The organism is Streptomyces sp. NPDC055099 (genome assembly GCF_053607685.1).
On sequence record NZ_JBSGUA010000013.1, the window covers coordinates 272,229 to 284,441 of the forward strand.

Consider the following 12,213-nt stretch of genomic DNA (forward strand, 5'->3'; position numbering starts at 1 on the left):
CCGGCCCCCCGCGGGGGGGGGCGCGCCGGGGGGGTGGGGGTGGGGGGCGTCCGGGGGGCGGGGTCCGCGCCCTTTTCGGGTCCGGGGCCGGGCGGGGCCGCGCCGCCCCGCCCCGCGCCCGACGAGGAGGGCGCCAAGGAGGGCAGGCTGCTCGACGTCGCCTCGTCCAGGAGTCCGGGGCGGGACCCCGTCGCCGTGAACGACGGGTTCTGCCATGTGGGCAGCCGCATGCCGAACCCGGGGTCCGCGACGCCGGACCCAGCGTCGCGCACGGCGCGCTGGATCGGCGGCAGCCCGGACCACGCGCGTGGGACTACTGCAACGCCAGCGGACGGGTGAGCGGTGGCCGACGCCGCCGGGGGGACGGCATCACCGTCGCCCTCGCCACTCCGACCACTTGCGCCGCTGACATCGCCCACGACATCAGCAGCGCCCACACCCCGCCCTCGCAGCCGGTCGAAGAATCCCACCGCTCAGCCCTCCGCGCCGGCAAGCGTCACGAAGGACGCGATCTGGTCCGCGTACCGGCGGCGGTCGTGGTGTTCCAGGTCCAGGATCGTCTCCAGGTTCCAGTGGAAGTGGTAGGCGACGTACGCGATCTCCTCGTGCAGTCGGTCGGTCGCGTACGTCACGATTCCCCCAGGCGGCTCCCGCCGAGTTCCACCTCGAACGGCTCGGAGCAGTGCGGGCACTGCACGGCGGCGCGGGTGTGCCCCTCGGCGTTGATCTGTCGGTAGAAGTCCTGGAGGAACGCGAGGTCGGAGGCGAACAGGTTCTCCACCGTCCCGTCGTGCACCGAAGGCAGCGAGCCCAGGCGCGTGATGACCCTGCCCAGGAGCACCACCGACAGGTACGCCGGGTTCTCCTGGACGCGGACATCACGCAGGGGGATGAGTTCGTCCCGTGCCGTCGACAGGCGCATCACGCCGTCGCGGTGCACGGTGCCCGCCTCGTCCACGTACCCGCGGGGCAGTTGGAAGGGGAATTCCGTGCGCAGGGTCTGCGGCGCGATGTCGTTGTGGGCGGCGGCGGGAGGCGAAGCGGGGGTCTCCGCTCCCGCCGCCGCGGTCTGGGGGGCCGGGGGCGCGGCGACGGCCGTGCCCCCGTCCGGCGTACCGGCAGCCTTGCGGCGCATTACTCGATGACCAGTTCTTCGAAGACGATGGTCACGGTCTCGGTCAGCACGGCGGCCTCGCCGGCCTTCAGGCTGCTGGCGTCGATCTTGCTGCACCAGGCGTTGCGCAGGTTGTAGCGCTTCACCGGGTTGTCCTCGTAGTCCATCATGATGATCGAGGCGTTCTTGCGGGCCGTGCTCATGCGGCCGGTGATCGAGTCGTTGATCCACTGGGTGAACGCGGATGACTGGGTCATGCCGCGCACCACGGTGCACTGCCCGTTCTTCTGCACGCCCGGCAGGATGGCGGTCTCGATCTTGCCCTGGGCGGTGTTCTGCTGGCTGACGATGATGTCCTGCTCGAGGGTCAGGCCGCTTACCTCCTGGAGGTACTCGACCATCACGCCGTCGATCTGCAGACCGAAGTTGTGTGATGTGAGGGAGTCACCCTGCATGAGACTCATGGAATCGCTGTCCTTCTAAGGCTTCGTGGTCGTGGCGGTGCGCCGGCGAACGGCGCACGAGGGCGGAGCAGTGAGGGGGACGGGGTCTACTCGTCCAGCTCCCCGCTGCCGCTGGAGAACTGGGAGAGCCGGAAGATCACGAACTCGGCGGGCTTGACCGGGGCGACGCCGATCTCGCACACGACCCGCCCCAGGTCGACCGACTCCGGCGGGTTGGTCTCCTCGTCGCACTTGACGTAGTAAGCCTCTTCGGGCCGCTGGCCGAAGAGCGCGCCGTTGCGCCACTCGGTGACCAGGAACGCCGAGATGTTGCGCCGGATCCGGGCCCACAGCGCGTGGTCGTTCGGCTCGAACACCACCCACTGGGTGCCGATCAGGATCGACTCCTCCAGGTAGTTGAAGTACCGGCGGATGTTCAGGTAGCGCCACTCGGGGTCCGATGCCAGGGTGCGTGCGCCCCAGACGCGGATGCCGCGGCCGGGGAAGGCGCGGATGCAGTTGACGCCGATGGGGTTGAGCAGGTCCTGCTCGCCCCGGGTGATCTGCAGCTCCAGGTCGACGGCGCCGCGTACGACCTCGTTGGCGGGCGCCTTGTGCACGCCGCGCTCGGAGTCGTTGCGGGCCCAGATGCCGGCGATGTGGCCGCTGGGCGGCATCATGCGGGCCTTGCCCGACGACGGGTCGAAGGTCTTGAGCCAGGGGTAGTACAGGGCCGCGTACTTGGAGTCGTAGCCGGCCGTCTCCTGGCGCCAGACCCGGATCTGACGGGCGTTCAGGCTCGGCGGGGGGTCGATGACCGCGACGCGGTCGCCCATCAGCTCGCAGTGGGCGATGAGCCCGAGCTGCACGGCCTTGACGGACTCCAGGTCGATCGCGCCCTGCTGGTAGGCGGCCATCAGGTCGGGGACGGCCACCATGGAGATCTCGTCGATGGCCTCCAGGCCGCCGAAGCCGGTGCGGTCGGCGGAGTCACCGAGGTACTGGGCCGGGCCGGGGTGTGCGGGCGTGTCCTGTTCCACGGGCGCGGGCACGGGGGCCGGAGCGGCGGGCGCGGGCAGGGTGACGGTCTGGTTCTCCGGACGGGTGAGCTGCGCCCCGGAGGCGTTCTCCGTCACGGTGATGAGCTTGGAGCGCTCCTTGATGTGGGTGACGACGTACGTCCTGTTGCCCTTCTTGGCGCTCACGTCGAAGGTCTCGACCGGCTTGTCGCCGCTCTTGACGATCAGCTTGAAGCGCTCCGCGGGGCCCTCGCCCTCGGGATCGGCGACCTCGACGCTCAGCGGGCCGTTCGGGCTCTGGGCCGTGGCCGCCACGGAGAAGGCGCCGAGCTGCTGCGGCTCGGCGGCGGGCAGCGCGGCGGCAGGTGCCGCGCCGGTCACCGCGGCCGGAGCACTGCCGTCCGCGGCCGCACCCTCGGCGGAGCCGCCCACCCGGACCACGTACGCGGCGGATCCACCGTTGTTGAAGAAGCCGTAGACGGAGTGCGCCAGGTAGTAGTCACCGGTGAAGTCCCCGAAGGAGGCGACGTACTGCGTCCAGTTGGTCACCAGCGTGGGCTCGTTCAGCGGTCCGGACGGCGCGAGTCCGACGAAGGCCGCCACAGAGGTGCCCACCCCCTCGATCGGGCGCGAACCGCCGGCCACCTCCTCGACGTAGACGCCGGGCGACAAGTAGGACGGCATGCTCTGCTCTCCTCGGGGTACGAGACGGGACGCCTTCAGCCTGGTCGGTGCGGATCGCCGCCGGAACGTCCTCGGGTGCCGGTTGCCGGGCAACGTCATTGCCCTGAAGGGCAGTTCACGGACATTGCCCGCGAGGCTGCCCCCACGGCCCTTTCCTCGCGGGCTTCGGCCGGGCAAGGCTGGCGGGTCAGCTCTGCCTCGTGCCGAAGGGAACGTCGTGCACGCACACGGAAAACAGCCCCACCAGGCCGCCGGTCAGCGCGCGTCCGGTCAGGTCGACAAGCCACGCACGCCGGCCGAGCGGATGCTGAGGCTGCAGGGCCTGGCCGGGAATCTGGCGGTCTCGCGCGCCTTGGCCGAGGAGGAGCACGCCCACGGCCCCGGCTGCGGACACGCCGGGACACCGGCCACGGATGCGGCCGTGCAGCGGCAGGCGACCCTGGCGGACGCGCTGGCCGAGCCGAGCCGCCCGCTGGAGTCGCGGATCCGGGACAAGGCCGAGCGCGTGTACCCGATGACGTTCGGCCATGTGCAGTGGCACGACGGACCGGTGGCGCAGCGGGCCGCGCGGGAGTTCGGCGCCCACGCCCTCACCGTCGGCCCGCACATCCTGGCCGCTGAGCCGAACCTGAGCGACGAGATCAAGCTCCACGAGGTCGACCACACCTACCAGAACGCGATGGGGGACGTGGCCGGAACCGCCGACCGCGCGGGCACCAAGGTGTCGAGTCCCGGCGACCCGTACGAGCTCAAGGCCGCTTCGAACGGCAAGAAGGTCGCCCAGGGCGGGGCCCCCGACCTGTCGTTGCCGGGGCGCCCCGCTCCGGCTCCGGTGGAGCAGGACGACGCCTGAGCGGGGCGGCGCGCCCCGGTGGTGACCCGGGGCGCCGTCCGGCACGACCAACATCGGGCGCCTGCCCGATCGGTCAGTAAGATCCGCCGGCGCCGCTCATCTGGACGTCGTCATCGCCGCTCATCTGCATCCGGACCATGCGGCCCCCGGCGAAGATGTAGTGATGGCCTGTCTCGTCCTCGATGTAAAACGGCTGTGAGTACGCATCGAAGTAGGTTGTGAAGCCCGGGATGTCCTGTGCCGTCACCGGCACCTGGGTGGCGGCGGAACTGCTCTCGCCCCCGTAGTGGGCCGAAGCACCTCCCGAGTAGTCCGCCATGGCAGGCGCCGAGTGGGGCGTGGTCGCCCACGTCATGGACGATGACGCGGCAGCCGCGGGATAGTCGGGCGCCTCGTCCATCTCGACGTCCTGGGGCGGCTCGGACGCGGAGGGCGTCGCCCCCTGCTTCTCCTGTTTCTTGATGTTGTTGTTGATGACCTTCCGGAGTTTGTCGCCGTTGGCACCGGTGTGCAGGTACTGGGACATCTCCGGCACGCTGTAGTTCTTGCTCACGCGGAGCTTGATGAGCGTCTTGAGCAGGGCGCCGGGCAGCCCCTTGGTGGGCATCTCGCCGGAATCTCTGCCGTCGTGGATCCTCTCCCACTTCTTGGCCCAGTCCCGGTCCTTGCCCCCAAGGCCGCGGACAGCCGCCTTGAGGGCGTCCTTGCCCGCCCTGTCGAGCGGGGCCCCCTTGGTGAACTGCTTGTCGGGCGCGGCCTTCTTCGTTCTTCCCTGACCTTCGTGCTTGTTGGACTTCTCCGGAGTGTGGGTCCAGTGGCCGCTTTTCTCGTACTGGGTGAGGTAGCTGCCGAATCTGCTCGTGGACATGTCGACGGCGCCCGCGATGTGTTCGACGGTCATCGTGCCGCGCCTGTAGTGGTCGAAGGCGATCTCGATCGCCTGCTGTCGGCTCTCGTTGGTGGCGGGCGCGCCCCCGGAACCGTTCCACAGGCCGTGGAGCTGCTGTGCCTGCTCCTCGGTGAGCACCTCGTTCTTGCGGCGCGGAGCGGTGTGCTTCTCCTTGCCCTTTCCGAGCCCCACGTGCGCGGATTCCGCGTCCCACGTCGCCTCCAGGGGACGTGCGACGCGCGTGTAGGTGCCCTCGTCATCCATTTCGGCGTCACTGGCGACCGGTGTCACGTCGGCCTGTCGCGACGCGTACTTGCCGGGGACCTTGAGGGCGCGGCCACCGCGGCGGTGCACGGCCCCCTCCGGGGCCGCCTCATGGATCAGTGCCGGAGTGCTCGTGACGTCGTCCTGGACCATCTGCCTGATGTTCTCCAGGTAGTGCTCGTCCATGATGTGCCGCTGGTGATCGGCGAGGGAATTCACGGAGCCCTGGAAGTAATGCCCGTAGTTCTCGTCGAAGCTCAGGTTCTGGAATCCCAGCCGCTCCCGGTAGTACTTCAGTGCCGCGGCGCAGCCCATGCAGGGGCGGTACTTGCCCATGATGGCGAGGGGTTTGTCCTCGACATGGCGAGGTTTGATGCGCGCGTGGCTCAGGGCGAGGAGCAGCTTCTGTTCCGCGTGGACGGACCCCTCCTGCTTCATCTCGCCCTTGTGCTTGCCGGTCTTCTTGGCCCTGGGGTCCAGTTCCGCGAAGCGGACCAGGAACACCCGGCCCTCGTACTTTCTGTCGGTGAGCATGGTGTGCAGGCCCGGGTCCTCGACGTTCACGACGATGACCGGCGCGTTGACCTTCGCCTGCAGCGCCAGAGCGGTGGCATCCTGCCCCCGCCCCTGCTCCCCCGCGCCGCGCTGCCCGCTGAAGATCGCGTCGTTCTTCCGCTGGAAGCTCGCCAGTTTCTCCTGGAGGTTCTCGGCCTCGTAGCCGTGCAGTCCCCGTTTGCGCCCTGCGTCGCTCTGCCGGTACGTCAGCAGTTGCTGCAGGGTGGGGTCCTGTTTGAAGTCCTTCTTCCCCCGGCGTACGAGAGTGTCGATCGAGGAGTTGAAGTTCGAGGCGAACACCAGCCGATCGTTGATCAGCATGCCTTGGACCTCGCGGTTGTTGGCGTCCTCGGCGGCGCCCTCCGGCTCCTCCGCCTTCGCCTGCTCCTGGGCGCCCTTCATGCTGTCGAAGAGCAGGGCACTGGTCTCCGACAGGGTTTCCTCGGCTTCCTCGCCCGGTTTGAAGCGGGGAAAGCGCATCCAGAACTCGTCGTGGGCCCGGCCTTGGCGCCGGGCGCCGTAGTTCACCATCGGCGGCGCGTCCACCAGCTCCGAGATGCCGTCCATGGCCTGCTGGGGAGTCAGGGCCTCCGGCGCGGCCGCGGGGTACGCACCCGCGCCCGCGCCGCCGTGGCCTCCTGCCTCCATGCGCTGTACGGAGTAGGAGGCGGACGCGGGGTTCGCGCCGAGCGCCTGGCTGACGGCCGCGTTGCCGACCGAGTCCTGCATGGCCTGCAGCGTGGCGGGCATGGCCTGCAGCGTGGCGGGCATGGCCTGCAAGGAGGCGGGAGTAAGTCCACCGGCCGCGTACGGCGCAGGGGACGGGGACCGGCCCGGCCGATGCTGTCGCTCCCCGTGGGCCGCCCCTGAGTCGTTTCCGTCGTGCCCGCGTGAGCCGACCTGCCGCTGCCGCATGAACGCCTCCTACGTCGGCCGGAGTCGCCGCCATGATCCCGTGGCCGCCGCGCACGGCGCATGGCCCTGCGGGCGGCTTCGCGGGCAGACCCAAGTGCCCCGAAGGACAGACCGGTTCGGCGCGGCGGGGGACGCCGGGAGCGGGAGGGCCGGTCGGTGTCACGGGGGTGGCCTTGATGCTGCCCTTCCAGGCAACCAGGTCTGCCCGGCGTCCTCCTGACGTTCCGCGCGGGCTCTCCTAGCGTCGTGGCGTGAGCCTATGGACTTCCCTGGAACCCGCCTCCGCGACCGTCGATCCCGGCAGCAGCACCACGGTGCGGCTGAAGGTGCGCAACACCGGTGACATCGTCGACGAGTACCGCTTCGAACCCGTCGGTGCCCTCGCGCCCTGGACCACGGTGGAGCCGCCGTCGCTGCGCCTGTATCCGGGCACGACCGGCACCGTGGAGCTGACGTTCGCGCCGCCGCGCACGCCGGACGCGACCGCAGGACCCAACCCGTACGCGGTGCGGATCACGCCGACCGAACACCCCGACGCCGTCACCGTCCCCGAGGGCAACCTCACCATCACGCCCTTCACCGAGGTGCGCGCCGAGCTGGTGCCGCCGACGGTCAAGGGGCGGTTTCGGGGACGGCCGCGCCTGGCGGTGGACAACCTCGGCAACACCAAGGTCACCGCCTCGCTCAGCGGCAGCGACACCGGCGACCGGCTCTCCTACGACCTGCAGCCCAGCAACATCCAGATCGAGCCGGGCCGGGCCTCGTTCGTGAAGACGACACTGCGGCCCCGGCAGATCACCTGGTTCGGGTCGAAGCAGGAGCAGCCCTACACCCTTGCCGTACGGCGCTCCGGAACCGAGCCGATGGACGTGGACGGCACCTTCGTTCAGCGCGGGATCCTGCCGGGCTGGCTCGCCACCACCTTCGGCCTGCTCCTCGCGGTGGCGATCGCCTTCGTGGTGATCTGGCTGACGTACAAGCCGCAGGTGAAGAGCGTCGCGCGGGAGAAGCCGGTGGAGGCCGGCAAGATCGCGCCGTCCAGTCCGCCCCCTCCCATCAGCAGCGCGCCGCCCGAGCCCGAGGACAAGCCGAAGCCGCCGGAGGAAAAGCCCGGTGGCGGCGGCTCGGACGGCGGCGGTGGGGGCGGCGGAGGCGGGGGCGAGAAGCCCCCGAAGCCCAAGAAGGAGACCGCGGCCGACGCGGTGCGCAAGCTCGCCGAGCGCAGCGAGGGCCGCCACATCTGCTACCGCGCCTTCGTCGCGGGCAAGGGCTGGCAGGACCCCGTGTGCGACGGGGCCGAGGCCGGCACGGTCGGCAAGGGCACGCCCATCAAGGCCCTGAACATCGCGGTGGTCAACACCGCCGGCGTCCGCGGCACCGGCGCCTGGGTGGGCGAAGGATGGCGCAAGGAGATCCCGTGGTCGGAGGAGCAGGACGGGAAGAACCTGTACTTCGGCAGTTCGAAGAGCGCCGACCCCGCACTGGAGGGCTACACCTTCATGGTCGTCGACGGCTCTGTGTGCAGTGACGCCCGGGTGAAGGACGAGCAGTGGATGGGCGAGGTGTGCACCGACCCCGGCGGCTGGAAGTACCACGGGAGCCCGATCGAGCAGTACAAGCAGCTCGAGGCGGTGCGCTTCACCGTGTGACGGTCACCAGTTCGCTTCGCCCGGGACGAGCCGGCCCGCCTTGCGGTACTCGCGGCGGGCGCCCTCCAGGAGGTCGCCCGCACCGACCGGTTCGTCCCGGCCGGCCGCGAGGTAGGCGGCGGTGACCACCGCACTGCGGATGGAGCCGCCTGCCAGCTCGAAGTCCTTCGCCAGCGGGCCGAGTTCGACGCCCTCGGCGTGGGGGACGTGCTTCAGACCGTGGCGCCACAGCGCCAGGCGCTGCCCCTCGTTCGGGAAGGGAAAGTCGACGACCAGGTCCAGGCGGCGGGTGAACGCGTCGTCGATGTTGGCGCGCAGATTGGTGGTGAGCAGCGCGATGCCGTCGAAGGACTCCAGACGCTGCAGCAGGTAGGCGCTCTCCATGTTGGCGTACCGGTCGTGGGAGTCCTTGACCTCGGAGCGCTTGCCGAAGACGGCGTCGGCCTCGTCGAAGAGGAGCACGGCGTCCGTGCGGTCGGCCTCCGTGAAGATCCGCTCCAGGTTCTTCTCGGTCTCACCGACGTACTTGTCCACGATCGAGGAGAGCTGGACCACATAGAGGTCCACCCCCAGGTCGGCGGCGACCACTTCGGCGGACAGCGTCTTGCCGGTGCCCGACTCCCCCGCGAACAGTCCCAGGACCCCTCGTCCCCGACCGCCGCCCGCACTGAGGCGCCAGTCGCCCAGCACACGGTCGCGGTGGCGGGCGCGCAGGGCCAGTTCCTGGAGCTGGGTGAGGGGCGCCCGTGGCAGGACCAGGTCCTGCCACGTCACGGCGGGCCGGATCCGGCGGGCGTGCTGTTCGAGGCCCGAGGCCGACTGCTGCCGCGCGGCGAGCCGCACGTGGGCGGCGGAGAGCGGGGTCCCGTCGAAGTCGGCGAGCGCGGCGGCGGCCAGCGCGGCACGTCCGATGCGCTCACCACCGAGGCGGTACGGGGCCACGGTGGCGGCCAGGTCGAATGTGTCGGCGGCCGGACCCAGCGCGGTCCGCCATGCCGCCGTGCCCCCGGCCGGAAGCCGGGGCGCGTGGAGCACCAGTGGATCGTGCGCGGACCACTGCGGGTCGTACGGCCGGGGGTCGGCCAGGAGCACGGTCACGTCCGTGGCGGAGGCCAACGCGGCCACCATCTGGCCCGGTTGGTCGGGCAGGCCGGTCACGACGACGGCGCGGCCGCTGAGGCGCGCCTCGCGCAAAAGCTCGGGCAGGTGGTCCGCGGGACCGGAGAAGCGCAGTGCGTCGAGGCCCGCCGCGTGCAGGGCGGAGGCGAGGGCGGGCAACGCGTCACCCTCGCGGCGTTCTTGCAGATAGGCGGTGCAGGGCCCCGCTTTGAGCCGGGCAGCGAGCTGCCGTACGAAGCCCCCGTCCGGCGTGAAGCCGGGCTGCGGGGCAGGCATCGGCCGCAGCAGACGCGACAGCACGGCGTCGGGGGTGGGGTCTCCCAGCAGGTGGGCGGTGAGCCGGTCGGGCACCCGCAAGGAGCGGGTGAGCAGCGGCCGTTCGGCGTCCTCGACCGTCAGCAGTCCAAGGGCACGCAGCGGCGCAGCGAGGTGGAAGCGGGCGCGGGCCTCCGGCCGGTGCGCGGGTATCGCGCACAGCTCCAGGGCCAGTCCCACGGTGGCGCGGCGGCGGCTCACGTCGTCGTTCAGGTAGCCGTACAGCGGCTCGAACGTGCGGTCCAGGTCGGGGGCCAGGGCGATCAGCAGGACGGCCGCGTCCAGCTCGGTCAGGCGCAACCGGGCGGCGAGGCGGGCCAGTTGGTCGTCGGGGTCGCCGAGCCCGCCGGGGTCCTCGGCTCCTGCGTGCTCGTCGGCTCCTTGCGGCCAGGGGACGGGTGAGCCCGGCGCCCGGAGGTCCGCCTCCGGCACCGTGCGGGGCCAGTCGTGCAGCAGACGGCGCACGGCCCCCTCGGGCAAGTACAGACCGCGCAGCGGATCGCTCGCGGTGGGGTCACCGGCGGAGCGCGCCTCGACGAGGGCGCTCACCATCTGCCGTAGCCCGGCCAGCCGTTCGAGCAGAAAGGGGGCAGACCCCGTGGCGTCGGCGTCCCCCGTACGGGCGGCAGCGGGGAAGCGATCTTCTTCCAGGGACGAGGTGCTCATGGCTGCTCCCTGCGGCGGGCTGCCGCCTCCTCATGGGTGGCACGGGCGGCCGCCACCTGGCGGGGCCGGTGGGAACGATCAGCCGACCGGGGCGGACCGCCGTCGGCGGCGCGCAGCCGGACCGTCGCCCCCTCGGTGACCGGCGGGCCCGCGTCGTAGTCGGGGTACGCCGGGAACGGCACGGTCACCGTGAGATCCAGGGAGGGCTTGAGTTCGCCGCCGAGGGCGGACCAGATGTCGGCGAGGGACCTGGCCTCGGACTGACTGCCGGAGACCGTCACCGGAATCGACAGGCCAAGGCGCCCGAGCGCCTCCGGCAGCGCCTCGGCGGCCAGCAGCTCGTGCGGCAGCAGGGTCGCCAACACGGCTGACAGCAGCCGGTGTTCGTCCTGGGGCGTCTTGGTCCAGGCCGTCACCAGGTAGGAGAGCCGGAACCAGCGCGGGGGACGGCGACGCCGGACGACGATGTCACGCTCGTCGCGCAGACCGGTGTGGCCACGCTGACGCAGGGAGACATCCTCCCGGATGTCGTACAGGTAGGCATTGACCACCGGGGCGTTGCGCCGGGCAGCCCAGTCGCGCGTGGGCACGTCGAAGGACACGTCGATGTCGGACCCGGACAGTGCCCCGCCGCCGATGAGGCCCTTGAGCACCTCGTCCACCTCATGGATCACTCTTGCGCTCCCACCTGCGGTTCGCTCCCCCACCGGCCGTTCGCTTCCTCGCCGGCCGATGACAGCCCTGCCACCGATCGTGCTCCCCGGGCCTGACCTGGCGGCAGGTACGTCGGGGATGACGGCGGGGCAGGGCTTGCTGCCTCAAAGGGCCGCGTGGGGAGCCCGTGCGGTCAGGTGGCCCGGCTGACTCAGATGGGTCAGCCGAGTCAGATGGATCAGATGTAGCCCTCCCGCAGGGCGTAGGCCACCACGTGTGCCCGGTTGCGCAGGTTCAGGCGTGTGGTCAGACCGTGCATGACGTTCTTGACGGTCCGTTCGGAGTACGACAGCTTCATGGCGATCTCCGAGGTGTCGAACCCCTCCGCCACCAGCGCCACCACGTCCACCTCGCGCTTGGTGAAGCTCAGGAAGGACCCCGGCAGATCGGTCCCGCCCCGGCGCAGGCGCCCGACCCGGCCCATGAGTTGGCCCAGCAGGTCCGCGGGCAGGTCTCCGCCGCCCCTGGCGGTGGTCAGCACCGCCTGGACCAGGCGTTCGGCGGTTGCTTCGTGGCGCCAGACGATGGCGCCCACGCCGCACTCGATGACCTCCAGGAGCTCTTGCTCCCTGACCGTGCCCGCGACGAGCACGGCACGTACCCCCTCGGCGCGCACGGCTCGCCTCAGCCGGGTCAGGGCGGCCTCGTCGAGGGTGTCCTCGATGAGCAAGGCCACCGTGGCGGAGCCGGAGTCGGCTTGCAGTTCGACCTCCGGGTGGCGGCGCAACTGGCTGAGGACCCCCTCGCGGCTGATCGGGTCGGGGGTGCTGACGGTGACCCGCACCCGGGTGGTCGACGGTAAGGCGGAGGGAGAGGACGAGGCCGGGGAGGCCGGGGACGAGCTGGACACGCGGTCTTCCTTACGTCTGGGACTACGGCGGCGGAGGGCTTCCGAAAGCAGCGCGGGTTACTCGCGGAAGCCCGAAAGGCCCGGGCGCCGCCGCCCCCCGAAGGGCGGGGCCGCGGCGCCCCGGGGGGGGGGACGGAACAAGGGAATGTGTAATGGAGGCAACC

At 71.0% G+C, this 12,213-nt stretch carries 10 protein-coding genes; 2 read left to right on the forward strand and 8 right to left on the reverse strand.

Features of this window, described 5'->3' with window-relative positions; genetic code table 11:
* Positions 1-473: 473 nt before the first annotated feature.
* From ACWFRU_RS29605 to ACWFRU_RS29620, 4 genes are all read right to left on the reverse strand, one after another.
* Positions 474-632, reverse strand: coding sequence for a DUF6760 family protein (locus tag ACWFRU_RS29605; protein WP_361195977.1), 159 nt, complete (start codon positions 630-632; stop codon positions 474-476).
* Positions 629-1,135 (reverse strand): hypothetical protein, encoded by a 507-nt coding sequence (locus ACWFRU_RS29610; RefSeq protein WP_453691167.1) that lies wholly within the window; start codon positions 1,133-1,135, stop codon positions 629-631. The genes ACWFRU_RS29605 and ACWFRU_RS29610 overlap by 4 nt, the downstream gene beginning before the upstream one ends.
* Positions 1,135-1,578, reverse strand: a complete 444-nt coding sequence (locus ACWFRU_RS29615; protein WP_361195981.1) for a phage tail protein — start codon at positions 1,576-1,578, stop codon at positions 1,135-1,137. The genes ACWFRU_RS29610 and ACWFRU_RS29615 overlap by 1 nt, the downstream gene beginning before the upstream one ends.
* Before the next feature lie 86 nt (positions 1,579-1,664).
* Complete coding sequence (locus ACWFRU_RS29620) at positions 1,665-3,260, reverse strand: phage tail sheath subtilisin-like domain-containing protein (RefSeq protein WP_453691168.1); 1,596 nt, start codon at positions 3,258-3,260, stop codon at positions 1,665-1,667.
* 217 nt (positions 3,261-3,477) lie between these two features.
* On the opposite strand from ACWFRU_RS29620, the gene ACWFRU_RS29625 reads away from it, so the two are divergent.
* Positions 3,478-4,113 carry an eCIS core domain-containing protein gene (locus ACWFRU_RS29625; protein WP_453691169.1) on the forward strand — a complete coding sequence of 212 codons (636 nt, stop codon included), beginning with the start codon at positions 3,478-3,480 and terminating at the stop codon, positions 4,111-4,113.
* Between the two features lie 73 nt (positions 4,114-4,186).
* Here ACWFRU_RS29625 and ACWFRU_RS29630 read toward each other — a convergent pair whose 3' ends face one another.
* Complete coding sequence (locus tag ACWFRU_RS29630) at positions 4,187-6,592, reverse strand: hypothetical protein (RefSeq protein WP_453691170.1); 2,406 nt, start codon at positions 6,590-6,592, stop codon at positions 4,187-4,189.
* A gap of 395 nt (positions 6,593-6,987) precedes the next feature.
* Between ACWFRU_RS29630 and ACWFRU_RS29635 the strand changes: the two genes are divergently transcribed.
* Entirely contained in the window at positions 6,988-8,385 is a 1,398-nt protein-coding gene (locus tag ACWFRU_RS29635; protein WP_453691171.1) for a hydrolase, read from the forward strand.
* Positions 8,386-8,388: 3 nt separating this feature from the next.
* Here the strand turns inward: ACWFRU_RS29635 and ACWFRU_RS29640 are convergent, their stop codons facing one another.
* The 3 genes from ACWFRU_RS29640 to ACWFRU_RS29650 all read right to left on the reverse strand — a co-directional run bounded on the left by ACWFRU_RS29640 (position 8,389) and on the right by ACWFRU_RS29650 (position 12,049).
* Positions 8,389-10,485 (reverse strand): ATP-binding protein, encoded by a 2,097-nt coding sequence (locus tag ACWFRU_RS29640; RefSeq protein ID WP_453691172.1) that lies wholly within the window; start codon positions 10,483-10,485, stop codon positions 8,389-8,391.
* Positions 10,482-11,159 (reverse strand): DUF4255 domain-containing protein, encoded by a 678-nt coding sequence (locus ACWFRU_RS29645; protein ID WP_453691173.1) that lies wholly within the window; start codon positions 11,157-11,159, stop codon positions 10,482-10,484. The genes ACWFRU_RS29640 and ACWFRU_RS29645 overlap by 4 nt, the downstream gene beginning before the upstream one ends.
* Positions 11,160-11,377: 218 nt before the next feature.
* Complete coding sequence (locus ACWFRU_RS29650) at positions 11,378-12,049, reverse strand: response regulator transcription factor (RefSeq protein ID WP_453691174.1); 672 nt, start codon at positions 12,047-12,049, stop codon at positions 11,378-11,380.
* Positions 12,050-12,213 lie beyond the last annotated feature (164 nt).